This is a genomic window from Enterococcus rotai (assembly GCF_001465345.1).
Classification (GTDB): Bacteria; Bacillota; Bacilli; order Lactobacillales; family Enterococcaceae; genus Enterococcus_L; species Enterococcus_L rotai.
In genome coordinates, this window is sequence record NZ_CP013655.1 from 1,304,961 (window position 1) to 1,331,221 (window position 26,261).

A 26,261-nucleotide genomic window follows, 5' to 3' on the forward strand; every position below is an offset into this window, starting at 1 on the left:
TTCATTATAAGAAAGGAAGAATAGAACATGAAAGTAGCAATTTTAGGAGCAAACGGTAAAGCAGGTTCAGCAATTTTGGAAGAAGCAAAAAAACGCGGATTAGACGTAACAGCGATCGTTCGTGATGCAGAAAAAATTACAGATGGTACACCCGTTATCGAAAAAGATGTATACAGTTTAACAACAGAAGATGTGCAAGGGTTTGACGTTTTAGTTAGTGCGTTAGGATTCTGGGGTGATGTTAGTGAATTTACTGGCTCAACCCAACATTTGATCGATATTTTAACAAATACAAAAACACGTTTGTTGGTTGTCGGTGGTGCCGGAAGTTTATTTGTAAATTCAGAACACACTGTTCGCTTGAGTGAAACACCAGATTTTCCAGAAGCATTTAAGCCATTAGCAACAGCTATGGGTAAAGGGTTGGACTTACTAGAAGCTGCGAAAGATATTAACTGGACCTACATTAGTCCAGCAGCTGAATTTGATGCGGAAGGTCCTGCAACAGGTAAATATGTTGCGGCTGGCGAAGAATTAGAAACGGATCAAACTGGTAAGAGTTATATCTCTTATGCTGATTATGCAATTGCAATGGTGGATGAAATTGAAAAAAATGTACATCCAAACCAACGTTTTAGTGTTCATCAATAAAAAATGAAATAATAGCCTGGGATATAACTTAAAAAGTTATATTTCAGGCTATTTTTATCCGAATAAATGGTGGGAGTAGAAGCACCTAATTGGTTAGATTAGTTTGGGCGTCTCATTGTAACATGTCTGTATGACTCTGTTTTTAGTGGTGATTAATAGCATTTTGAGCAAGGTTCCAGCCCCTCGGCTAATGCTTGTTCTAATGTTGCAGGTGTATAAGTTCCATTTCCGCATTTGCGGTTATGATATTTTGCACCTGTACGAGTAACTAAGACCATTCCACCTGTTCCTTGGGTATTTGGTGCTGGTGTTTCAGGTGTTTGTGCTGCTGCGGCCGCCTGTGCTTGTTGTTGTTCAGAAGCGTCTTTTTGAGCGTCTTCTTCGGCTTTCTTTTGCGCTGCGGCGACTTTTTTTGCTTCTTCTTTTTGAGCCGTTATTGTTTGTTTTACACCATTTGCCCGAGCGGTTAAGTCTGGATGACCATTGGGTAGTTCTTTGATTTTAGCGATTGCTTGGTTGTAGTGGTCGTCTGTTGGTTCTTGTTCAGCCTTTTCTACCGCTTCGCGAGCAGCTGCAATTTGCTTTTCGGCTTTTTCCTTTTCAGTGATTTTTTGTTGAACGGTTGTTAAGCGTTTTGAGAGAGCATCCTTGTTTAAGGTTGCTTTTGCAACTAACGCTGTTGCAGCATCGACGTGCTCTTTCGTTTGTTTTGTTTCTGCCAGTTCAACCGCTGCATAGATTGGGACATTGTCTTTAACAATGGCTAAACGTTTTGTAAAATCTTCTTGTTCCTTAGTCAATGAAGTGATGCGGGTTGCAGCCTCATCATAATTTTTTTGCGTAGGTTTACTTTCAGCTAATACTAGAGCTGTTTCAGCTTTTTCGAGAGATTCTTTATTTTGTTTTTCTTCATTTAAAAAGGCAACGAATGCTTTTGAAGGTTTGACTTCGATCGTTTCAGTTTGCTCTTTAGCACCGATTGAAGCCACAAATGTTAACTTTTGCGGTTGGTCGTCGTGCAGCGTTACTTTGTAGGAAAATTTGCCGTTTTTAGTGTCGATGGTTTTGCCGTCAACAGAGATTGTACTTTGTTCATTTGTTTTTCCGGTAATTGTTGCTATACCAGAATCATTTGTTTCTATAGTTTTTTCAGCTAATGAAATATTTGGTACTTCAGGTGATAAAGCAATGGCCCCGATCAGCGTTAAGAAACTGACTCCAGTTAAAAGTAAAGCTTTCTGTTTTGGTTGTTTTTTGAAAACGGCTTTTAGTGAAAATATGCCCCCAGTAATGAACCCTAAAAAACTTATAATACCAATAAATGCTGTCATTAATTCTTTTTCCTCCTTATTTTTAAAGGCTGAATGGGCTCGTTCAATTTTTTTCGAAAGACTAACCCATGCAGCAAGATAACGCGATGAACAAATTGTACCATATTATTTTTTAAATGATAAATATTTCACTGTTTGAAAAATAAATTAAATGAAGCCGTTTGAAAGCAATAAAAAAATTTCCTGTGATAAAATGAAATAAGAATCGTTTACGTATCTTATTAGAGAAGAGGAGAAAAATGAAAGCAGAGATCATTGCAGTTGGTACAGAGTTGTTATTAGGACAGGTTGTCAATACAAATGCAACGTTTCTATCACAAGAGTTGGCAGATTTGGGAATCGAGGTGTATTATCATACCGTTGTTGGAGACAATCCACAGCGTTTAGAACAATTATTAGTTGAGGCTGAGGAGCGTAGCGATTTAATCGTTTTATGCGGCGGCTTAGGTCCAACGGACGATGACTTAACGAAAGATACAGTAGCAGCACATATCCATCACTCTTTAGTCCAAGATGAACAGGCACTTGCTCGTCTTCACGACTTTTTCAAGTTTTCGAAAAGAAGTATGACAGAAAATAATTTAAGACAAACGTTGATGATCGAAGACGGTATTCCCATTCAAAACCCTACAGGTTTAGCTGTTGGTACCCTGATTACCAAAGAGGATACGACCTATCTATTACTACCAGGACCGCCCAATGAATTAAATCCAATGTTTCAGCAAAACGTTCGTCCATTACTAGCAGCACGATTTCCGCAAGCAGAACAGCTAATATCGAGAGTGTTGAGGTTTTATGGCATTGGTGAATCACAGTTAGTAACTGATTTAAAAGAATTGATAGATAGGCAAACCAATCCAACGATCGCACCTTACGCCAAACCAAACGAAGTTACATTACGTTTGACTGCGAAGGTTGCGGATGAAGGTTTAGGACAACAACTGTTGGATGAGTTAGAAGCGAAAGTCATGGCTAAAGTAGGCACGTATTTTTATGGCTACGGGGATGAGAATAGCTTAGTGAAAGTGACTGTTGACGCATTAAAGAAATATGGAAAAACTGTAACAGCCGCAGAAAGCTTAACCGCAGGATTGTTTCAAAGTACGTTAGGAGACATAACTGGTGTATCAGAGGTTTTTAAAGGTGGTTTTGTCACCTATTCTGCTGAAACAAAAGCACATTTTTTAGGTATTGATGTGAAACTATTGGAAAAAGAAGGCACTATTAGTGAAGCTTGCGCAATCGCAATGGCAGAGCGAGCAAGAATAGTAGCGGATGCAGATTATGCAGTGTCCTTTACTGGAGTTGCAGGTCCAGATGAATTAGAAGGAAAACCTGCTGGTACCGTTTGGATTGGTTTTGCTGAAAAAGGTCAGTCAACAATAGCTGTGCTTCAACATTTCAACCGTGATCGACGTTCTATTCGCAAAAGTGCTGTGATGAAAGGTTTAGACCTGATTTTAAGAGCAGTAAATAAGAAAAATTAAAAAGGCGAATGTTTGTTCGTTTTTCTCTTGCTTTTTTTAAATAAACCAGTTATGATATATTTATTGAAAAGGAATTTAAATCGTTTATATATAAGGAGGATTATCGATTGGCAGATGATCGTAAAGTGGCCTTAGACGCCGCACTAAAAAAAATCGAAAAGAACTTTGGTAAAGGTTCAGTAATGAAATTAGGGGAGAAGATCGATCAACAAATCTCGACGATCCCTAGTGGTTCTCTAGCATTGGATGTGGCTTTAGGTGTCGGCGGTTATCCTCGTGGACGGATCGTTGAAGTCTATGGACCAGAAAGTTCTGGTAAAACAACGGTGGCTTTACATGCAATCGCTTCTGTGCAACAACAAGGTGGCACAGCTGCCTTTATCGATGCTGAGCATGCGTTAGATCCTCAATATGCACAAGCTTTAGGGGTTAATATTGATGAATTACTTCTTTCACAACCCGATACTGGTGAACAAGGCTTAGAGATTGCAGATGCCTTAGTTTCAAGTGGTGCGATTGATATCGTCGTAATTGACTCTGTAGCGGCGCTAGTACCTCGTGCAGAGATCGATGGCGAAATGGGTGCAAGTCACGTTGGATTGCAAGCACGTTTGATGTCACAAGCCTTACGTAAGCTTTCAGGTTCAATCAATAAAACGAAGACGATTGCGATCTTCATCAACCAAATCCGTGAAAAAGTTGGGGTTATGTTTGGTAACCCAGAAACAACACCAGGTGGACGTGCCTTGAAATTCTATGCAACAGTTCGTTTAGAAGTAAGACGTGCGGAACAATTGAAACAAGGAACAGACATTATTGGGAACCGGACAAAAATCAAAGTTGTAAAAAATAAAGTGGCACCGCCATTTAAAGTAGCAGAAGTTGATATCATGTATGGACAAGGTATCTCTCAAGAAGGCGAATTACTTGATATGGCTGTTGAAAAAGACATTGTTGATAAGAGTGGCGCGTGGTATAGCTATAAAGAAGAACGAATCGGTCAAGGACGTGAAAATGTCAAAGTCTATATGACGGAGCATCCAGAAATGGTGGAAGAAGTTTCGAAACGTGTCCGTGATGCATTCGGTATCGGCGATGGAACAGGAATCGTTGAAGAAGAACAAGCACAAGAAGAACTTCTTCTGGACGAAGAAGAATAAATACACAACAAAGCAAACCAATGAGAGCCACTCAAGGCTTTTTATTGGTTTGTTTTTTACGTAGATAGAATTCTTTTCAGCATCAGAGCTCTTTCAACCAGAAAGGGCTTTTTTAAGTTGACACACTGGTGTACAAACATTAGAATAAAGTTGTGTGCTAAACACGTATGCAAGTAGGCATATTGATAATTGATTATAGTTTATCAGAAAACTACATGAATATTGAAAAATTGAAGATAGTACGGAGGTGGAAACAATGGTTTTAGGAATTCTCCTCGCTATCATCGGTTTAGTTGTCGGTCTTGGTTTAGGGTTAGTCGTTGCAAAATCACGTCATGAAAAGGCTATAGATGGTGCAAAGTCCTCTGCAGAAGGCATAATCGAAAGTGCGAATAAAGAAGCAGAGACTCTGAAAAAAGAAGCTTTATTAAAAGCTATGGAAGAAAACCAGAAGTATCGTTCAGAAATTGAAAGTGAGTTGAAAGAAAGCAAAGTAGAACTTAAATCTCAAGAAAATCGTTTACTACAAAGAGAACAAACATTAGATCGTAAAGATGACTCTCTTGAAAAACGTGAAAACTCACTGGAAGAAAAAGAAGAGAAACTTGGTGCTAGACAGCAATTAATTGATGAGCGAGAAAAAGATGTAGAAGAACTAGTTGAAAAGCAACACCAAGAAATAGAACGTATTGCTTCACTATCTAAAGACGAAGCAAAAGATATTATCATGAAATCAACAGAAGAAGAACTAAGTCATGAGTTAACCGTAATGGTCAAGGAATCTGAACAACGTGCAAAAGAAGAATCAGATAGAAAAGCGAAAAATTTACTTTCCTTAGCGATCCAACGTTGTGCGGCGGATTCAGTTTCTGAAACAACTGTTTCTGTTGTTAGCTTACCAAATGATGAGATGAAAGGAAGAATCATCGGCCGTGAAGGACGTAACATTCGTACATTAGAGACCTTAACAGGAATCGATTTGATTATTGATGATACGCCGGAAGCTGTGGTACTTTCAGGATTCGACCCAATTCGTAGAGAAATTGCTCGTATGACACTAGAAAAATTGATTCAAGATGGCCGGATTCATCCAGCCCGTATTGAAGAAATGGTTGAAAAGTCTCGTAAGGAGATGGACGAACGAATCCGTGAATACGGAGAGCAAGCAGCTTTTGAAGTTGGTGCTCATACGTTACATCCAGATTTGATCAAGATTTTAGGTCGATTGCGTTTCCGTACAAGTTATGGTCAAAACGTATTGAATCACTCAATCGAAGTGGCTAAATTAACTGGTGTCTTGGCCGCGGAAATAGGCGAAGATATCCAATTAGCAAAACGTGCAGGTTTACTACATGATATTGGTAAAGCATTGGATCATGAGATTGAAGGATCTCACGTCGAAATCGGTGCTGAATTAGCTGCTAAATACAAAGAAAATTCAACAGTTATTAATGCGATTGCATCGCATCATGGCGATGTAGAAGCGACTTCTGTTATTTCAGTCTTAGTAGCAGCAGCGGATGCTTTATCTGCTGCTAGACCTGGCGCTCGTAGCGAATCAATGGAAAACTACATTCGCCGCTTAGAAAACTTAGAAAATATTTCTAATGGATTTGAAGGCGTTGAATCTAGCTTCGCTGTACAAGCAGGACGTGAAGTTCGCGTCATGGTCAAACCAGATGAAATCACAGATTTAGAAGCTGTTCGTTTAGTAAGAGATATTCGTAAGAAAATCGAAGACGACTTGGATTACCCAGGACACATCAAAGTGACTGTTATCCGGGAAACACGTGCAGTCGATTACGCCAAATAAGTAATGAATGAAAGAAGCAACGCCTTAGGGTGAGTTGCTTCTTTTTTTAGTTTACATTAGAAAAAATTCAGAATATTTTTACTAAACCCACTATGGTGCTTTAATTGTGACCAACTTAGAACTTTGTTATATTCTTTGTAGCTTTTATTAAAATTGGGGGTTTTTTAGATGAAATTAAAGAAAAGTGCCTTACTAGGCTTGATTGCTTTATCAAGTATTGCCCTAGCTGCATGTGGTGGGAATTCTAAAAATGCTGATGGTGGGTCTGGTAGCGAAGAAAAAGTATTTAGATACATTGAAAGACAAGAAATGCCAAGTGCAGATCCTTCATTAGCGACAGATGAAGTAAGTTTTGTAGCCTTAAATAATGTCTATGAAGGAATTTATCGTTTAGATAAAGAGAATAAACCTCAACCGGCTGGAGCTGCTGAAAAGGCAGAAGTTAGTGAAGATGGTTTAACGTATAAAGTGAAATTAAGAGAAGATGCTATGTGGACTGACGACAAACCAGTAACAGCTGCAGATTTTGTTTATGGCTGGCAAAGAACGGTTGATCCAGCAACTGGGTCAGAATATGCATACATGTTCAATTCTGTAAAAAATGCTGAAAAAATCTCTAAGGGCGAAATGAAAAAAGAAGAGTTAGGGATAAAAGCAGTAGGTGATTATGAATTAGAAATCACTTTAGAAAAAGCAACACCTTACTTTGATTACTTATTGGCTTTCCCATCATTTTTACCACAAAGACAAGATATTGTTGAAAAATATGGTAAAGACTATACAACGGCTAGTGATAAATCAGTCTATAATGGTCCGTTTACCTTAACTGATTTTGATGGACCAGGAACAGATACAAGCTGGTCTTACTCAAAAAATGATAAATATTGGGATAAAGATACAGTTAAACTAGATAAAGTAGCGATCGATGTTGTAAAAGAAGCACCAACATCATTGAACTTGTTCCAAGACGGTCAAGCTGATGAAGTACCGCTATCTGGTGAATTAGCGCAACAAATGAAAAACGAACCTAACTATATTATTTTAAAAGGTGCTTCAACATTCTATCTTGAACCAAATCAAAGAGAAGAAAACTCACCTTACCGAAATGTCAATTTACGTAAAGCATTATCTTATGCAATTGACCGTAAAGCGTTAGTTGAACAAATTTTAGCGAATGGTTCGGCTGTTCCAATGGGATTAGTTCCAGAAGGTTTGGCGGCAGATCCAAAAACAGATGAAGACTTTGCTAAGGAGCTAGGTGACGAAGTAACCCACAATGTTGATAAAGCCAAAGAATCATGGAAAAAAGCCAAAGATGAATTAGGTGTTTCTACAGTATCAATCGATTTATTGATTGATGATACCGATAATGCGAAGAAAATGGCTGAGTATCTTCAAGGGTCATTGTCTGATACATTAGAAGGCTTAAAAGTATCTGTTAGTCCTGTACCTTTCTCAGTCCGCTTAGATCGTTCAAATAAAGGGGACTTCCAAATCGCTGTTAGTGCGTGGGGAGCGGACTATGCTGATCCAAGTAGTTTCTTAGATCTATTTACAACAGGTAACTCTTATAATAGAGGACACTATTCAAATCCTGAATATGATAAGTTAGTAGAAAGTGCTGCAACAACGAATGCAAATAACCCAGAAGCACGTTGGCAAGATATGTTGGATGCAGAGAAAATATTAATGGATGATATGGGTGTTATTCCGTTGTATCAAAAAGCTGAAGCACACCTTCGTTCTGAAAAAGTAAAAGATGTTGTGTATCATTCAACTGGTGCGAAATATGACTTTAAATGGACCTATATTGAAGACTAATATATAGAAAGAAGGAGGATGGGACAGAAGTATTCAACCCCGACAAATAAGAGGGGGTGCTTCTGTTTCCACTGCTTATTTGGATTCCAAGTGATTGAGTTGTAACTCGTAGAGTTATGGCCCAATCACTTTTTTGCTTTATACATGACAAATGTCATCTAGATTCATGACAAGATCATCTAACAAGATTCCCCATACTCAGATAAGATAAGGACATAAGCAAAGGGGAGAAAAAAATGATCACAGTCAATCAACTCACAAAAACAATCAACAAAAAGATAATTTTAAAGCAAGTTTCTTTAAACGTAAATAAAGGTGAAATCATCGCTCTAGTTGGGCCAAATGGTGCTGGAAAAACCACATTGATCAATTGTTTAATTGGCTTGATTCGCCCAACAACGGGGGAAATAAACCTCTTTGGTGCAAAACCACTGAATAAAAAAAATAAAATGAAACTAGGTGTGATGCAGCAAGAAAGCACGACGTTAGACAATGTTAAAGTCAAAGAACTACTGACACTTTTCCGTAGTTTTTACCTCAATCCGCTTTCTCTAGAGGATTTGTTAGACATAACTGGGTTAAATGAGCATCAAAACACGTACACAACGAAATTATCTGGCGGACAAAAACGACGCCTGACATTTGGGCTATCGATTATCGGCAATCCAGAACTGCTTTTTTTAGACGAACCAACAACGGGAATGGATGTAACCAGCCGAAAAATGTTCTGGGAAAAAATCCAAATACTAAAAGAACAAGGGAAAACCATTATTTTAACGACACATTATCTAGAAGAAATTGAAAAAGTGGCTACTCGAATTTTACTGATGAAGCAAGGTGAAATCGTTCATGATGGTACATTAGAAAGCATTCAAGCCGAAATGCTGCAAAACAAAGTAAGTTTTCAGCTAGTAGATGATCATGATGAAACAAAGCTCGGTGATCTGCCCTATGTATCATCAATTGAAAAAAAAGAAAACAACGTAACGCTGTATACTGCAAACAGCGATGAAACACTGATAGAATTATTTACAACCGAAATTAAATTCAAGAATTTATTGATTATTCCAGGGAACTTAGAAACAGTCTTCAATACCTTAGTCGAGGAGGAAAACGAATGAATACATTGATCGTGCAAACTAAAACAGACTTAAACCGCTCTTTATTTAGAAGCAAACCATTTATCTTTTTTTCTTTAGGGATGCCAGTTGGTTTTTATCTTCTATTTACCAAAGTCTTTAATATGGGGGTTCCTGAAGAATATATGTCTGTTTTTTATAAAGACAGTATGATTCAAATGGCAACCTATAGTGTAATGATCAGTTCCTTATTTTCTTTTTCTATGACCTTGATTGAAGACCGTAAACAAGGCGTGAAGCAATTTTTACGTCTGTCCCCTATGCCAGAAAGTATTTATTATGGGAGTAAAATTTTAACACAGTTTTTAATCAATAGTTTATTGCTGATCGTGATTTTTTTAGTCGGGCATTTTGTTAATGGGGTGCAAATGGATTCCATGACGTGGCTTACTAGCGGCCTATGGATTTTATATGGTTGTTTGCCAATCGTGGCATTAGCAACGATTGTTAGTCTTGTGAAAGATCCAAATACCGCGAGTGTGCTGAACAATATGATTTTGATGCCCCTTGCAATTGTCAGTGGTTTATGGTGGCCGATCGATATGTTTCCAGAAGTGGTTCAAAAAATAGCGACAGGATTACCAACCTATTACGCAGCACAAGGTGCGAAACAGTTAGCCGCAGGACAATTACCAGATGGCAAAGGAATCTTGATCATCTTCATTTATTTTGTAGGAATTATGGTATTATCAATATATCTGAATGGTCGTAAAGAAGAAATAAAACGTTAGGGGTAAGTTATGATTGGCAAGTTTAGGTTGTATCCAAAAGAGGATGGTTTTGTTTCGTTTATTTGGTTGATTTTTATTTTGATTCCGATCATTGCAATGTTTCCCTATGATAATATTGATAAGAAGTTAGCACTAGCTACTCTGGGGATTTTTGTGGTGACCTATCGAAATTGTTTATTTAATGGGAAGTGGTTTCCGTTTTGGATGGCGTTGATGTATGGAATATCACTGTTTTATACGATGTACTTTGGTTATATCTATTTATTTATCTATCCAGCGTGGATGATTGGTTTTATTCCAATGAAGAAGCACGTGTTTAAGTATTATTATATTGCGTTATTATGCACACTAACACCTGTGCCGTTTAGTTTAAGTCAATTGCCGGAATATGTGACACAAGATTTGAAAATCACGATTTTTGTTTATGGATTTTTTATCTGTGCGGCTCCATTTGCTGGTCGATCGATTCGTAAACAGGCGGAATTGCGGAAACAAATGTATCAGTCTACGCAGCGGATGGAATACGTGATCAAACAAGAAGAACGTTATCGGATCGCAAGAGATTTACATGACACATTAGGTCAATCTTTATCGATCATGACGATCAAAACAGAATTAGCAGGAAAACTGCTAGACAAAGATTCTGAACGAGCGAAAAAAGAAATCGCAGAAGTTGCAGAGACTTCCAGAGGAACCCTACAAACAGTTCGGGAAATAGTTTCAAGCATGCGTCATGTTTTGATTGCTGAAGAAATGATTACAATTGAAAAAAGTTTACGGGCTGCGAAAATCATTTTATCCACAGAAGGGGAAGAATTAACTAGCGAGCTAGCTACGGACCTTCAAAATACGGTGAGTTACTGTTTACGTGAATGTGTCACGAATGTGATTCGTCATAGTAGAGCCAGCCACTGTAGGATCATCATTGAGAAGAGTGACGTAGATTATATCTTTACAGTTGCAGATGATGGTAAAGGAATGAAAGACTCGATTCAGGGGAATGGGCTAACGGGGTTAAAAGAGCGAATCGAAAGCATCTGTGGAAAACTCGAATTTACTCAAAAAAATGGAATGAAGGTGATATTCACAGTGCCTGTGGATAAAAAAGAGGAGCCGATCCATGATTAAACTAATTATCGCTGAAGATCAAGGGTTACTGTCATCAGCTTTAGCAACGATTCTGGGATTAGAAGAGGATTTAGAAGTTGTAGGGATCGCCAAAAATGGTGTGGAAGCATTGGAACTGATTGAAAAGCATCAACCAGATGTTTGTTTGACTGATATCGAAATGCCTTTAAAAACGGGCTTGGATATAGCGGAAGAGTTACAGTGTCGAGAACAAAAGGTGATTATTTTAACTACGTTTGCTAGAGAAGGTTATTTTGAACGTGCCGTGAAAGCGAACGTATCAGGTTATCTTCTAAAAGACACGCCGACCGACGAGCTGATTGAAAATATCCGAGCTGTGATGCAAGGGAAAAAATTTTATTCCCCTGAACTGGTAACTGGACTGTTTTCACAGCAAGAAAATCCTTTGACTGAACGGGAACAAGAAGTGTTGCTCGCAGTAGGGGAGGGCTTGTCCTCAAAGGAAATTGCGGGAAAGTTGTTTTTGACGAGCGGAACGGTACGAAATTATATGTCAGAGATTTTGAATAAACTAGGGGCAAAAAACCGAATTGAAGCGGTAAGTATTGCGAAGGAAAAAGGCTGGATTTGATTAGGAAGATACATGTAAAGTAAATAAGAGTGGGAATCAAGTATGCATATGGATATATAGTAAAAAAACGTTTTTTATTGATTAAATTTTTAATAAGTATCGTGATATAAAATGTATTTATTTAATTTTTCTTTTATTATTTGAGAGTACATTTTATAAAAAGGAGCTTAATTATGAAAAAGACTATTGTCAGCATGATAGTTTTAGCAACAGCGGTATTTTTATTGCCATTATCAAGTGAAGCAGCACAACTTAATTTTTATGATATTGATACACTTAGTTCACAGGAAAAAGAAGCTATTATCAAAGAAAAACCTTCAATAAGTTCAGAGTATGAGCAGTATACGATTGTTTATCAAAAGGATTCAGCAGGTGCTGGAACGGATGAACATACTGACTTAGGCGGTTCATTTGGACAGGGAAACTCTGGAAAGACTTTAAAGTCAACGACCCAGTCCGCGTTACCAAAAGCGGGAGAACTTGATCATGCTAATTTACTCTTATACGGAAGTGGTATTATTGCGATTAGTTTATTTGCTTTATATAAACGAAAAAAGTATAGCAAGCTGTTATTGGTTATTTTGATTCCAGCTTCGTTAGGAACGCGCTCACTGACGGTCTTAGCAGCGGGGGAATCATTGATTCCAACAGAAACTATTTCACTTTCTAAAGGGGAAGTAAAAAGTATTGAGCCTACTGTGATCGAAGGGTATACCTATGTAGGTTATTTTCCAGTAGGGCAAACTAATCCGCCGAAAGGAGACTCGACAATCATTGTCCGTTATGTTGACGGAAATAACAATGAACTTCATGGATCGCAGATAATTACGGGGACAATTGGTGAAAACTATGATGCATCGACAGAAAAATATGTATTAGCAATCTCAGGCTATACTTTAAACGAGGCTAAATTACCAGTGAATGCTACTGGTATGTTTGAAGAAAAAGAGCAAACAGTCACTTATGAGTACGAAAAAGAGGCTGATAAAGAAGGAACGGTCACGATTCGTTATTTAAATACAGATGGTGTTGACATCATGCCATCCGATAGTTTAAGTGGGGAAATCGGCAAGGCTTTCCATATTGAGAAAAAGGAAATTCCAAACTTTTTATTTAAGCACGCAGAAGGTGAACTGGATGGAGTATTTTCACAGGAAAAAACAACTATCAAGTTATATTATACAGATGAAGTAAAAATAAACATTCATTACATTAATAAAAGCACGAAAGAACCACTTATGTTGAACTCTCTAAACTACTATGCTGATTACTTACGACCAGAGCTAAGTGATATTGATGATTATTATTATACGAGTTCCTATAATGGGAAAACATATAGCTCAGGTAGCGTTGTATCATCTGATCAAGTAACAGTAAAAGCTGGAACGGAGTATATATTACCAAAAGAAATCAGATTTTTGATCACCAAACCAGATGGACAAACAATGGACAGCTTCACTTTTCCAAAGGTCATTGTAACATCTGACGGTGGATGGATCGCAGGCATTGATAGTTATTCCAACTACTTGTTTTTCAGCGAACGACCAGAGTACATTCCTGAAAACTATAAAGGAACGGCAGATCAACTCGAGATAAATGTTACGTATGAACTAACCTATATCACAACTGCTATTCCAGAACCTTGAGGCTTTATTAAACTTCAAATAAGCATGAAGACAAACTGTTCAAAGGTTGCTTCATGCTTATTTTTTTGGATCAGATCCACATTTAATGATTACAATCGAGTTGAACCGAAAAGAAAAATCCCTGAAAGATTTCCTAATAATGTTCCGTATTGCGTAGTCGGTTTCTGTCCAGGAGGAACCACTACAGTAGGATATTCTATAGTGAGCATTCGCGAGGGAATTGAGACAGTTTTTTTCCGATAAACAAAAACAACTTCTTGAGGCTCGTTTGTAAATATTCCTTCTTGTGAAGCAGAGTGACTCACTAATTCCCAGTATTGACGTTCTTCCTCCTTAGCATAAAAAATAATCGTTGTTGGCTGGGCGATTAGTAAAAAAGCTAGAAAAACTGTTAATAAGCACAGATTAAAAGATATTGTTTTTTTCATTTTCGTTCTCCCTTAATTCAATCACTAAATCAGCAAATTTGGCCCAATCAGACGGAGTTGGAGGTTGTTTCCAAATGATTTGCCGACAACTTGTTTCTTTTAGATGGTAATCAGATAAAAAGATATGGGTGTCGTTGTTAAATTTTTTCTGAATACTAACATTTAAATCACGAAAGCGCCGCAAGCTTTGACAAATATATTCTGTATAGGCTATTCCATGTGAAAAATCGATATAAATATTGATCGGTGTTCCTAATTGAGAAGGTTCTAAAATAGATAATACGGAAAACATTATGTCATAGTAAAGTTTTGCTTGATCGTTTTTGGACAGTTCTAGAGCTGTTAGAAAGTGAGTTTTTCGGATAAATCGCAAGATCAATGTATGTAAGGGATAGTAAACCTCAGCGAAATAGCTATACGCTGCAGTTTCGACAAACGTAGTATAACTTTGTTTGAAAATGGACAGGCTTAACAATTTTTTTAAAAAAGAATCATATAGCTGTGTTTTTTGTAAATCTGTAATTTGAAATTGAGTGGCTATACGCTCTACTAGTTCTTGCGTAGCCTCTTGGTTTTGCGTAAATAACGCTTGATTGAATGTCAGTTCAGGTGTGAACATTTCAGAAACAAATAGAAAGGCTAATAAGTAGTTACTTTCATTGAACGATTCAGGAACTGAGTCTTTTGTTGGATGAAGTGCTTGCTCAATCAAGGTCATCTGTTGTTCAAGTGAGTGGTTGGTCTTTTTATTGATAGAACACAGGTTTTCTTTTACCTCATGATGCTTTTTTATTCTAATGTAAACGATGTGGATAAATAACGCTAACTTTTTTTTCTGGAAGAAGGTTAAGTCTAAATCAAAATGCGTAGTCAACAACTGTAGAAGTTGTTGTACTTCTTGATTGCTATCCTTGGAAAATGGATAGTTTTCTCCAAAATAGAAATAAGAAACAAGGTCAAAAATAATAGAACGTACTTTCATCTCATTTCCAGTCAGTTTGTTTTTTTGAATCACGATCCGTTCCTTTTTTAGCTGAGTTAACACTTTGCTGCGAATTTGGTAAAGTGTTGTTTTTGCAATATGTTGTTCTTCTTGAAATTTTTTTATCGTTTTCTCTTCTACTAGCACCTCAATAAAAAAACGAAATTTCAATGAACGTTGAGCATAAGTATATTGTATCTTTTGAATCATATCGTTAGAGATTGGCTGATAGATCAGTTCATCGTAAACTTCTTCAGAAATCGTTATTTCTGGACACTCTTCATTTAACTCTTTTATATATTTTTCCAATAAAAACTTCGATAACCCTGTGAGTTCCAATAATCTTTTTTGAGTTAAATATTGATCGTTGTAAAGTTGTAAGTTCATAAGTAAGTGTAATTTATCGCGATCTTCTTCATCTAAAAATTGCAAATATTCCATTATTCTCTCCCCAGTGTTGGATTAGAAGCAAAACTGTTAAAAGAATTGCTTCTAATCCGGTATTTAGTTTATTTTTTTAACTTTTTTGGCTGTTACTCTGTAAGATTCTCCGATTTTCCCCGTAATAGTACTTGGCGCAGTAAGTTCATTGCCTTGTTCATCAACAAACTTAATCGTCACAGAGCCTCTACCATCATGATCTGTTTGTTTTTCCTTAGCTTGGTGTTGCACCGTTTCTTTGGAATCACTCGTTTTTTCAGTGGTTGCCAGTGTATTTGGAAACCACGTTGGCAACTCTAGAGCCTCTTTTAATGCCTCAGAAACGTCCACTTGATTCTTAACGATGTGAGTAATACTGCTAATGATAGGGTTAGTTCCGTAACCAAAATATTCTGTGGGGAATGCAGAATGTGAATTGGTCAAAGGAATTAAGGGTTTCTCTATCTTTTTATACATGTAATGGACTGTTTGGGCTTGATTCGTAAACGATCCGCTAGCGTTTTTAGGAAGTTCTTTTAGTTGCCAGCCTGTTATTTGTTTGCTTACAGACGTATAAGGTGCATCAAGCTGTCCTTGCAATGTTTCTGGTTCAGCAAGTGGCTTCCCTTGTGTATCGGTATAGTAGACCATTACAGGTTCACCAAGTGCTCTTTCATAGGTAAAAATAATTTCCTGTGGATTTTGTGTGAAGGTGCCTTCTGTATTCCCAGCTGTTGATTTCAATACCCAAGTATTGATGTCTTTAGGTACAGCTGTGAATGAGGCATCGATTTTTCCTTCTAAGACAGTAGATTCACTAATAGGCTGCCCCACTTCATCCTGGTATTTAATGGTCACTGGAGCTCCATCTTCAGGCTCGTCAATTACGTTAAATTGTTGGAAGTACGTTCCAGCAGAAATGGCATAGAAACTAAAATGAGGTGGGGTCTCATAGCTTCCTACAGGATTATTTATCCGAGCATTATATGTAATACTAGTGAGATTATGAAAATCTTCTTCTGTAACAGCTGAGACAGTGATTCCAAGATCTGTGATTTGCAAGCGATCTGCTGGCAATTGTGCATCATTGAATTCAAGTACGGTATTACTAGCAGAAGTTGATGTTGTAAATGGTGGTACATAGCCATCAAAATTTGTGAGTCGATTAGGCATTTCAGCAAATGGCATAAAAACGGTTTGCTGTGTGGCGTCATAGTCTAAGGTGTTCCGAGAAATCGTCGCTGGAAGACTTGTTAGACCAGTGTTTTGCCCAAATGCTGCTAGATCATTCAGCGCGGGAAAATCATTGATTACAGTAAAATCTGTAATACCGCAAAATTGAACAGAAATGGAACGTAATTTAGGTAAATTTTTCAAGGGTTCAAGTGTCGTAATAAACATGTTTTTATCCAAATATAGACGTTCAAGACTCATAAATGTAGTGAATTTTGATAATACCTCATTATCTAGTTGTCTAGAAGTTACTGAGATATGAGTAATTCCAGTACTTTTTCTTAGATCTGGAAAAGTGCTAGAGGTTAAAAACTTCCCACTTAAATTGACAAAAACGAGCGATGTCAACTGTTCCAAAGGGGTAAAGTCCCCCACATTGTTATTGTCTAAAGAGATGCTACCTAAGTTGGTGGCATATTCTAGACCTGCCAAACTGTTGATTTGTATAGATGTATCATTCGTTATCGTTAAAGAAGTCAGGCTCTCCATATCTTGCTTAGTAAGTACATCATCTGTTGATTTTCCTAATTTTATTAAAATAGTTTCTCTTAGAACCTTGTCAGGAACGGATACTATTTCTGATGCAGCTCTTGTAAAAGGAAGTTCTGGACTGGATGGGTGTATAGAAGAATTGTACGTAGCTGATTCAGAAGAAGGTGTGTGTTCCATTGCCGTTGGGTCATCTTGGTTGATTGCTGTCGCTTCGATGGGCAAATTTGCTAAAGCATAAATACTCAAACAGAGCATTGAAGGTAGGAAAATTTTTTTTGCGTTGTTCAATAGTAATACTCCTCAATAAATATAGTTATAAAGTGAAAGAATCAATCTGTTTGTGAAGTTTATTTTTGCTTAAAAATCGTCTATTTTTATAGATTATTCTTTCTGGATAACTTTTTGATATCAAAAATATTTTATATAAGAAAAAGAAATCAACTAATATAGTACACTTTTTCACTAATAACATCTATAAAATAATGAAAAGAATTTCTTTATTTTTTAGTAAGTTCGGAAAAAATGCGGACATTTGCAAAAAAATGGGAAAATAGTTTCTTTGGCGTGATTGTATTTTATTTGTATATAGACGAATATTAAATAAGCAAAATAAAAATAATTATGATTTGTTTTTGAGATTTTTATATTGAATAGGAGAGGAATGTTATGAGGGTTGGGATACTAAACGCAGAAACAAAGAGTAGTGAAACAGTTATTTCCTATAAAGCCTCTGGATGTTTAGTAGAAAATAAAAAAGTAGTCGATGAGAAGGACTTACAAGATATAGATGCCTTGCTTATTTGTAAAAATCAAACATTCAGTGTTGTAGAAGTTTGTGAATGGGTCATCAAAGGTAAAATGTATCGATCGATTCCTATCTGGGTAAGCACCACTGAAAAACAAGTAGAAGAAAAAAATATTTATTTACAATTAGGTGTTTGTGGGATTTTTGAAGATTATACCATTGAAGAAATAGATTTGGCTATTAGCAACAGCTTAAATACAATGAAATCGGCGCAGCATATGGAATTGAAAGAAGAGTCAATGTTGCAATTAGATCCCTTAAAGCTAAGCCTTAATGTTAATAATGTAACCATTTCACTGACAAAATCAGAATATTATCTGGTTGCTCTTCTTTATGAACACAAGGAAGAGGTCTGCACCTATGAAATGCTTGCGGAAACTTTTTTGGGTAAAGATATTGAGTTATTGAGTGAAAATGGGCAAAGCAGAGTAGCGAATATTGTTTGTAAAATCCGAGCAAAAATAGCCCAAGCAAGTGATGGGAAAAACGAGTTGATCAAAACGATTCGCTCAAGAGGCTACATGCTAACTTTATCTAAATGAAGTAAACCTGGAGAGGGGGTGAGCGATAGAATCTGACGAGTCAATAGCCAAGGCAAATCCTCCGACAAACAAAATCATCACTTAGTAGAAAAGAATATCGTTATTTAAGGCAGAGGGGAGGCAATTATGAAAAAACTAATTCAATCTAGTATTTGTTTACTGCTCTTATTTGTCCCATTTTATGGAACATCTGCAGAAGCCTCTGGAAAAACGCAATCAGATATTACTTTTATTCAAGGTGACCATCCGAAAAAACCGATTATTGATACTATTTTTTCTGGAAATAAAAAAGGAATACTTCCTCAGACAGGGGAAGAGTTAAGCCTGTACTTACTTATTATCGGGATTTGTCTGTTGATTTTCATTTATCTAGGGTTTTACTTAAAAAATAAAAACACACGAAAGAAGGAACAAGAATGAAAAAGAAATTAGTTGCAAGTTTATTGTTGAGTGGATTGGTATTCAGTTACGGCTCTACAGGAGTTTATGCAGAGGAAACAAGTGCAGCAGCTAAAACAAAAGCTGAAACGGAATTTACTGCTGGGGATCGTCCAGATCCATCGAAACCAGAAGAAGGACCAAAAGATCCTAATCCATTAGATCCAGATCCAGATCCGACAGATCCAACGAAACCAAAACCACTACCGGAAGCAAATAATGTTTATGTCACACATTTACCAGACATTTCATTTGGTTCAAATAAAACAGAGTTGAAAACAACGGAGTACGAAGCGTTAACTGAAAAAAGAACGAAAGGACAAGGTGCTGAAACATTTTACATGCCTCATTCTGTTCAAGTCGCGGATTTATCTGGGAATAGTGAAACAAAATGGAAATTAAGCGTTCAACAAGATGACATATTCAAAACAAACGATAGCACACCGAAACAATTAGACAATTCTCGTATTCGAATTTATGGAAATACGTTAACAAGTACCGCCTATGCAGCCGCAGATTTAGCGGACAAAGTTGCAGGCGTTGCACTAAGTGAGACAGATGAATTTGGCGCGTATTCAACGATTCCTGTTAAAAGCGATACACAAGATGAATTAGTAGTGTTGGAAAATAAAACACCTGGCTTCACATTGAACTCATATACTTCTTCTGTTTTTAGAAATAGTTATATTGAAGAAGACTACGATGCGACTAAAACACCTACAGCATCTCGCTATGAAGGAGTCAAATTAAATGTCCCGGCAAGTGACCAATCACAAGCGAAAGCTTATTCAGCTGATTTAACGTGGACATTGACTGTAGAACCGTAAAGCTCGAATCATTAAATAAAAAAACATCTCATCAGCAACAAAGACAAGGAGCGAAAAAATGAAAACAACTATAAAAAGAATTTTAGGATTAAGCTTAGTAACAGCGGGGATTTTAAGTTTAGCAACGCCAGCTTTTGCCGAAACAGGAGCAGTAACAACAGATGGAAAAGCGTCATTTGTGCCTCAATCTGGTGATATCAATACGATCAAACCTGGTACAGATGAAAAAATCGATATCGTTGATGGCAATAATGAACGGGTAACCGTTGAAAATATTCAATTGATGCATGTTCCAGATTTTGATTTTGGTAGTAACGAAACAAGTGTTGATACAAAAAATTATGATGCTATTTATGAACATTATCAAAAAACAGGTGATACGACAAAATACGCGATTCCTCACTTTGTACAAGTCGGTGACGTTTCTGGTGTTCAAGGGACAGCATGGGCTGTGACAGTGGAACAAGAAGCGTTGTTTAAAGAAACTGGGGGACACGCCTTGAAAGCATCCAGAGTCAACTTATACAACCAAACCTTGACCAATAATGTTCAAACGGGAAATGTGACTGACGTTGTGACGGGATTGACGATCCCAAGTGATGGTGCTGTTCAAGTTCCTGTCAAAGGTGTGGATACAACTGGCAGTATTGCGGTACTAACATCTAAAGCTGGAAAGACTGACCAAACAACCACAAACGGAACCATCAGTTCAGTTGTTTTCCAAAAAGATTACGACGAATCAAACTATGGAAAAGTAGATTCACCAGCGTTAACAGACAAAAATACGGATGTAAAACTAAATGTTCCACAAAGCGATGGTGTACAAGCCAAAGCTTACGGGGCTAAATTAAATTGGACGTTAACGGTCGGACCGTAAAACCCAGTTTTTATTGGTGGAAAGTTCCATTTTTAGGAACTTTTTGCCAATTTTGTTAGAAAGGAAAAATGTATGACTCTACTAAAACAATCGATGAGCTGGAGCAGACGAGTCTTTTTATGTTTAGCTTTGCTGATTCTACTACCATTTTCTCCAGCGTATGGAGAAGAAATTCCCATTTCCGTCAAAGCTATTTTACCAGACAATCAAGTGACAAAAGATGCAGGCTATTATGATTTAAAAGTGAACCCGGGAGAAAAACAGGAACTCTCTTTTCAACTCTATAACCAAGGGGACAAAGACGCGACAGTCAATATCAACATCAACCCAGCCTATACAGGAGATGGCGGTTCATTTGTCTATACAGAAGATGAAACCAACAAAGATTCTTCTTTAAAATATCCTTTATCAAGTATTGCAACCTCAGAACAAACGGTCAGCATTCCAGCAAAAGGCACGACCGTTACGAAAGTAACATTAGATATCCCAAGTGAGCCTTTTGAAGGACTGATTCTTGGTGCAATTCGTGTGACAAGTGCCGATGCAGGAGAAAAGAAAACCGAAGAAACAAAAAAAGGCTTCAACATTTCTAATAATTTTGCGTATTCAGTAGCGATTCAATTAAGAGAATCAGACGATCTGCCAAAATCCGATTTAGCACTCAAAAAAGTCTTTGCCTCCCAAGTTGCAGGGCGCAATACAGTAAAAGTAAATCTGCAAAATCCCACAGCAACGATTATCGATAACGTCTCCTATGATGCTGCTGTTAGTAAAAAAGGAGACAACGCGCCTTTGCATGAAACAAAGGTAAAAGGCTATCGAGTAGCGCCAAACACTAACTATAATGTTCCGATTAGCTGGGAGAATCAACCTTTTTCAGCAGGTACATATGTTGCCAAAGTTAAAGCAAAATCAGAAGATACAGGACAAGAATGGCAATTCGATCAAGAATTTGTCATCAGTGCAAAAGAAGCAAACGAGCTGAATGAACAAGCAGTGGATCTTGAGAAGGACTATTTGCTCTATATCTTGATTGGCGGGGGAATCTTCATTTTACTTGTTATTGTTCTTATTATTCTATTGGTCATTTTATCCAAAAAGAAGAAAAAACGAAAAGAACAAGCAAGACGAGCACGTCAAAAAAAGCAAAAAAAAGGAAAAGAACATGACAAACGAAAACAACGAACAATTGATAAACGATCTTCCCCAAGTTCAGGAAACCATAAACGAAGATAAGCAAAAGCCTTTTTCCTTCTACCTTGTTCTGATCTCACTCATCATGCTTTTAGTAGGTGGTGGTATTGCAGGGTATGTCTGTTATCCATTCGCCAATAAAATCAGCGGCAACTGGGTATCAACTGATCAAGCCATGCAGCTAACGAGCCAAGGGAATATGTGGGAATTAGCTATTGCGGATTACCAAAAAACAAAAGGGTTTACGCTTGTGTTTACAGGAAAATGGACGGCCGCAGGGGTCAATAAATATGATGGGAAACAAGTACAATTATTCGCTAAAATAGCGAAAGCGAACTTTTCTAAAGAGGAAATCAATACATTGGAAAAAAAGTCCGATCTATACACAGTTTCTGATCAAACTGAAAAAGAGCTTACCTTGCAGTACACAAAAAAAGGAATTAAACAAATTCAGCCAGGTTCTAATTTGAATAAAGTCGTACATATGACGTTAGAAAATATTCATTGGACGAAGCAGAAAGAAAAGTTGTACCTAAATAGCAGTTACTTTTCTACTGAACGGATTGAATTTACGTACAAAAGTGAAAACAAAACATAGAGTGTTGTTGAACATCGGACGAAACGAGAGGAGTGAACAGTTGAAATAGTGTTCTATTTCACGGCTTATGAAAAGAAAAAAGTATATTCTCTCTTTGCTTATTTTAGGGGTTAGTTTAGTGATAGGTATATTTATCGCCACTTCTTTAAGTTCTAAAAATAAGCTCCAAGCGCAAGAAGTACAACCAACCAGAGCAATCACAGATAATATTTTTCAAGAAGTGAAAATCATCGTTCCAAGTGAAAAAAGTCGAGTATTAGAGCAAGAAGATTACCTCAAAAATGATTCGGAAGTTAAAGCTACGATGACGTTTAAATTCACGAATAAAAATTATAAAACAGGCGATACGTTTGAAACAACATTACCAGAAGGGTTCACTTTTTCGCAAGTCATAGAAGGTCAGTTAAGTGATACAGCGGCTTATCGCATTGATCCAGTAACAAGAAAATTAGCTTTAACGATGATAAAGGATGTTCAATCTGCAGAATATAAATTGGATTTAGTCACACGTATCAAATTTGATAGCAAACTAAATTCCAAACAAACCATGCCTTTTGAAACACAAACGCCAACAAATTATATCTTTCATCTATATGAGAAAACCAGCACACAATATCTTTATGGAAAGACTTTTGACAAAGAGAAGAATGAAACAACATTGATGCCTACAAGTGGCGGTGCTTATGGCGCAATGGACGTCAACTACGCCCGTGTAGATTTATCAAAAAATAATCTTCAAGTCAGTTTCTCAAAAAAATTAATGCCAAGTGGTTGGAGCGACGGTTATGTTAATGCAACACAAGACCTTTCATCATTTAAATTCTATACGTATGAAACAATGATTGATGGAACGCGCATAGGTGAAAAAAAAGAATTAAAGGTCAATGAAGATTTTGATGTGATTGAAAAAACAAATGAGTTGAGCCAAATTAAGTTTAAAGAGAGATTCCATGAAGCATTAGAAGTTTCAGAAGGGGAAATGAATTTTGACTACACTGGTTTTAATCCTATCTCTAATGGGAAAAGAGGGACAGTAGCATCTTGGATGACATTTATTGTTTATCTAGGAACAACTACTGATAATTTAATCAGTTACAGCCGATTTTCAGTTAACTTCTTTGTCGTGGAATTAGGTTATTTAGGGTTAGGGACAATTGTTGCAGATGCCAATGTCAAAGAAAATGAAAGTCTCGTTAAAACACCGATCTACATCAATGGAACCAATCAGCAACTAAAAAAAGGGGATACATTCACTCTGACGAATGATAAGGATCCAGCATTGGTGGCAATCGATACAAAAGTAGCTCAAGAATATAACGTCACATTCAATGCCAATGGCTCCATTGTCGAAGGGACTAAAAAAGCAATCAGTAACTGGAAAATCACGAGTGATGTATTTGGTGAGGTAACACTGACTTACTTAGGTGAAGATACGACAGATACGTTAGGCTTAGATATCTATACTGGAATAGATGAGACGGTTACACCATCGTATAATAGTAAATATATTCTTTCTGGAAATGGATACGAAACAAACGGGACGACAGCCTTTAAAGGTCAAGCTGCCAACGTGAAAAGCGGGACATTCAACACGGAAAAAAATAGCATCGCTTGGACGGCAACGATCAATTCTCTTTATCAAAAAATCACGAAAATAACAGATACATTTGGTGATGGTGTCAAAGCAGGGACCTTGAAAAATTTGAAAATCAGCTCTGTGGAATTTGGAAGAAATGGTGTGAAAAAGGAGTTAGTTGAAGGAACCGATTATGAAGTGATTGATTCCTCCAACACTTTTGAAATCAAATTCTTAAAAGAAACCAAAGAAAAACTTACGATCACTTATGAAACAGGCGTTGATCTTCAGACAATCGATCCTAAAGTATTGCGGGCGAAAAACACCATCACCCCAAAACTGGCATTTGCTTCTTCTACAGAAAAAGAATTTCCAACGGATGGATACGCTTATATACCAAGTTATCTTTTTACGAATTCACCATTTGTACTAGGAAAAAATGGCATGTATAGTCTGGCTGAAAAAATCAAAGAACAACCTGTGAACCAAGTGAAATTACTGATAAATCCATCAGGAGCTGATCTTACGAATAATGAGGTCGTTATCAATTATAAAAGTATGGATGTTTCGGTTTTAGATAAAAAGTTTACAGTAAACAAGGTCAAACAATTTTCTACAACAAATTATACTAATTTACTGCCAGATGAAGAAATCACTTCTGACAGTGAAGAATATCCTGAAATAAGTATCGAAGAGAATCAAATTCGCGTGAAAAACAAAAAATTAACGCAAGCAATCATCGTTAGTTTTACTTTAGGCAAAAATAATTATTATAATGCTGCGGGTGATTATGCAAAGATCAGTCAAACAAATGATAGCTTTGACCCAGTCAATACAACGTCTACCAAACTTTATTTTACTAACAATTTAGCAAAAAGTTTTACACTAAAAACAAGTGAGACATATGCTAATATTGCTGAAGGAACCTTGACAGTCAATAAAAACAACGGTTTTGCATTGATTAAAGGGACAAAAATCGATCTTGCCAATATTATCCCTGCAAACGATTCGAGAGAACTTTCCAGCTTAAGAGAAGTGACAGATGTAGACGGAAATCCTTTACCAGCCTCAACTATTTCAGTGAGTGGTGGTGGTTATTCAGTGTGGACTGTCACCATCAATGATGATCAGCTGAAAAATGGCTTGATTGTAAAATTGAATTTCAATTTCACCACAAGTGGCTCGAAAAGCTACACAGGAGGAAATTCAAGTCATCCGTTTACTGACTATCGCGGCTCTACCACAAAACAAAGTTATTTCAGCGCTAATTGGTCGGGAAAATTTGATATCGATAATTCTGGGGCAGGTGGCGGCGGAAATCTGATTTTAAAAGATATGACGATTAATATGATCGATTCTGTGACCAATAAACCGTTAGCTGGTGCAACATACGAGATCATCGATAAAGATGGAAAGGTAAAAGATACGCTAACATCAAATGCAAACGGTCAGATTCTTCTAAAAGAATATGTCGTTACAAACTATACCTTGAAAGAAATCAGTCCGCCAGAGGGCTATGTGTCTAATCAGGAGTATAAAGATCCAGGTAAGGAAATCACTTTGACGCCAACAGGTGAAAACAAACTGACGATTCCCTACGTTAAAGAAGGGAAAATCAACGTTCATTTTACCTACCAAGATGGAACGGATATAGAAACGATTGATCCGATAACAATCAAAGGCGGTAACGGTACTATCGTTAATTTAAAAGAGCAAAAAGCAATCACAGATCAACTTGATGCGTTAGCGCTAGAAAACCTAGATTATCGCTTTTTAACCTTTGATAAAGGAAAAATGAGCGGATCAGAAGAAGCGCTGACGATTCCTTATGATAGTGAAGTAGTCTACTATAAATACGAAGGGCTGATTTCATTGAAGGTGCCAGAGCTGTTAAATTTTGAAACAGGATTCGTATCACCGTTTACACAGGTACTTTCTTATGCTAATTCAGATGATTTTGAGGTTGCCTTTAGAGACAGTCGACAAATCACTACATCTTCCACAACGAAACAAGGGAAAACACGAGGCAACATTCGCTTGAATGCTTTTCTATCGAAAGAATTTACGACACAAGAAAACAAGGTCTTGAAAGATGCCCGTTTGATTTACCGAAATGGCGGAACCGATATTGTTTTAAACGGATCGGGTGGGGAACTAGTGAATAATAAACAAGATGCTAACGATAAAGGAAAAAAAGATTTCAATTTCATTTTAGATACAGCAGAAAGTGAAAACCAAGGCTTTAAACTGGAAGTTCCAGCTAAAGGAACATTGGCTGATGAATATACAGGGGAAGTTACTTGGGAAATCATTCAAGAACCCTGAATCACTTAGTTGAAAGTAAATATCA

At 37.1% G+C, this 26,261-nt stretch carries 21 protein-coding genes; 17 read left to right on the top strand and 4 right to left on the bottom strand.

The window, feature by feature from the left end:
- Window positions 1-27: 27 nt before the first annotated feature.
- Window positions 28-651, top strand: coding sequence for an NAD(P)-dependent oxidoreductase (locus ATZ35_RS06075; RefSeq protein ID WP_208929946.1), 624 nt, complete (start codon window positions 28-30; stop codon window positions 649-651).
- Between the two features lie 152 nt (window positions 652-803).
- On the opposite strand, the gene ATZ35_RS06080 is transcribed toward ATZ35_RS06075, so the two are convergent.
- Window positions 804-1,982 (bottom strand): AAA family ATPase, encoded by a 1,179-nt coding sequence (locus ATZ35_RS06080; RefSeq protein ID WP_208929947.1) that lies wholly within the window; start codon window positions 1,980-1,982, stop codon window positions 804-806.
- A gap of 239 nt (window positions 1,983-2,221) precedes the next feature.
- Here ATZ35_RS06080 and ATZ35_RS06085 point away from each other — a divergent pair, with 239 nt between their 5' ends.
- From ATZ35_RS06085 to ATZ35_RS06125, 9 genes are all read left to right on the top strand, one after another.
- Window positions 2,222-3,469 carry a competence/damage-inducible protein A gene (locus tag ATZ35_RS06085; protein ID WP_208929948.1) on the top strand — a complete coding sequence of 416 codons (1,248 nt, stop codon included), beginning with the start codon at window positions 2,222-2,224 and terminating at the stop codon, window positions 3,467-3,469.
- A gap of 107 nt (window positions 3,470-3,576) precedes the next feature.
- On the top strand, window positions 3,577-4,629 hold the full coding sequence (gene recA, locus ATZ35_RS06090) for a recombinase RecA (RefSeq protein WP_208929949.1): 1,053 nt from the start codon (window positions 3,577-3,579) through the stop codon (window positions 4,627-4,629).
- A gap of 256 nt (window positions 4,630-4,885) precedes the next feature.
- Window positions 4,886-6,442, top strand: a complete 1,557-nt coding sequence (gene rny / locus ATZ35_RS06095) for a ribonuclease Y (protein WP_025871645.1) — start codon at window positions 4,886-4,888, stop codon at window positions 6,440-6,442.
- 168 nt (window positions 6,443-6,610) lie between these two features.
- On the top strand, window positions 6,611-8,263 hold the full coding sequence (locus tag ATZ35_RS06100) for a peptide ABC transporter substrate-binding protein (protein ID WP_208929950.1): 1,653 nt from the start codon (window positions 6,611-6,613) through the stop codon (window positions 8,261-8,263).
- Window positions 8,264-8,499: 236 nt separating this feature from the next.
- Window positions 8,500-9,384, top strand: a complete 885-nt coding sequence (locus ATZ35_RS06105; RefSeq protein WP_208929951.1) for an ABC transporter ATP-binding protein — start codon at window positions 8,500-8,502, stop codon at window positions 9,382-9,384.
- Complete coding sequence (locus tag ATZ35_RS06110; RefSeq protein WP_208929952.1) at window positions 9,381-10,133, top strand: ABC transporter permease; 753 nt, start codon at window positions 9,381-9,383, stop codon at window positions 10,131-10,133. Before ATZ35_RS06105 ends, ATZ35_RS06110 begins: the two co-directional genes overlap by 4 nt.
- Before the next feature lie 9 nt (window positions 10,134-10,142).
- The gene (locus tag ATZ35_RS06115; RefSeq protein ID WP_208929953.1) at window positions 10,143-11,261 is read left to right on the top strand and encodes a sensor histidine kinase; all 1,119 of its coding nucleotides are present in this window, start codon (window positions 10,143-10,145) and stop codon (window positions 11,259-11,261) included.
- Window positions 11,254-11,853 carry a response regulator transcription factor gene (locus tag ATZ35_RS06120; protein WP_208929954.1) on the top strand — a complete coding sequence of 200 codons (600 nt, stop codon included), beginning with the start codon at window positions 11,254-11,256 and terminating at the stop codon, window positions 11,851-11,853. Before ATZ35_RS06115 ends, ATZ35_RS06120 begins: the two co-directional genes overlap by 8 nt.
- A gap of 173 nt (window positions 11,854-12,026) precedes the next feature.
- Entirely contained in the window at window positions 12,027-13,499 is a 1,473-nt protein-coding gene (locus tag ATZ35_RS06125) for a MucBP domain-containing protein (RefSeq protein ID WP_208929955.1), read from the top strand.
- An 89-nt stretch (window positions 13,500-13,588) separates the two neighbouring features.
- Here the strand turns inward: ATZ35_RS06125 and ATZ35_RS06130 are convergent, their stop codons facing one another.
- From ATZ35_RS06130 to ATZ35_RS06140, 3 genes are all read right to left on the bottom strand, one after another.
- Entirely contained in the window at window positions 13,589-13,927 is a 339-nt protein-coding gene (locus ATZ35_RS06130; protein ID WP_208929956.1) for a MucBP domain-containing protein, read from the bottom strand.
- Complete coding sequence (locus ATZ35_RS06135; RefSeq protein WP_208929957.1) at window positions 13,905-15,350, bottom strand: helix-turn-helix domain-containing protein; 1,446 nt, start codon at window positions 15,348-15,350, stop codon at window positions 13,905-13,907. The genes ATZ35_RS06130 and ATZ35_RS06135 overlap by 23 nt, the downstream gene beginning before the upstream one ends.
- 63 nt (window positions 15,351-15,413) lie before the next feature.
- Window positions 15,414-17,342, bottom strand: coding sequence for a MucBP domain-containing protein (locus ATZ35_RS06140; protein WP_208929958.1), 1,929 nt, complete (start codon window positions 17,340-17,342; stop codon window positions 15,414-15,416).
- A 378-nt stretch (window positions 17,343-17,720) separates the two neighbouring features.
- On the opposite strand from ATZ35_RS06140, the gene ATZ35_RS06145 reads away from it, so the two are divergent.
- The 7 genes from ATZ35_RS06145 to ATZ35_RS06175 all read left to right on the top strand — a co-directional run bounded on the left by ATZ35_RS06145 (window position 17,721) and on the right by ATZ35_RS06175 (window position 26,236).
- Window positions 17,721-18,401 (top strand): winged helix-turn-helix transcriptional regulator, encoded by a 681-nt coding sequence (locus ATZ35_RS06145; RefSeq protein WP_208929959.1) that lies wholly within the window; start codon window positions 17,721-17,723, stop codon window positions 18,399-18,401.
- Between the two features lie 126 nt (window positions 18,402-18,527).
- Window positions 18,528-18,821 (top strand): EF2685/EF0750 family sortase-dependent surface protein, encoded by a 294-nt coding sequence (locus ATZ35_RS06150; protein WP_208929960.1) that lies wholly within the window; start codon window positions 18,528-18,530, stop codon window positions 18,819-18,821.
- A complete protein-coding gene (locus ATZ35_RS06155; protein WP_208929961.1) occupies window positions 18,818-19,666 on the top strand; it encodes a WxL domain-containing protein in 849 nt (282 codons plus the stop codon). The genes ATZ35_RS06150 and ATZ35_RS06155 overlap by 4 nt, the downstream gene beginning before the upstream one ends.
- A gap of 58 nt (window positions 19,667-19,724) precedes the next feature.
- Window positions 19,725-20,543 (top strand): WxL domain-containing protein, encoded by an 819-nt coding sequence (locus ATZ35_RS06160; RefSeq protein WP_208929962.1) that lies wholly within the window; start codon window positions 19,725-19,727, stop codon window positions 20,541-20,543.
- A gap of 72 nt (window positions 20,544-20,615) precedes the next feature.
- On the top strand, window positions 20,616-21,779 hold the full coding sequence (locus ATZ35_RS06165) for a WxLIP family cell surface protein (protein WP_208929963.1): 1,164 nt from the start codon (window positions 20,616-20,618) through the stop codon (window positions 21,777-21,779).
- 43 nt (window positions 21,780-21,822) lie between these two features.
- Complete coding sequence (locus ATZ35_RS06170) at window positions 21,823-22,335, top strand: hypothetical protein (protein WP_208929964.1); 513 nt, start codon at window positions 21,823-21,825, stop codon at window positions 22,333-22,335.
- Window positions 22,336-22,453: 118 nt separating this feature from the next.
- A complete protein-coding gene (locus tag ATZ35_RS06175) occupies window positions 22,454-26,236 on the top strand; it encodes a SpaA isopeptide-forming pilin-related protein (protein WP_208929965.1) in 3,783 nt (1,260 codons plus the stop codon).
- Window positions 26,237-26,261: the final 25 nt, after the last annotated feature.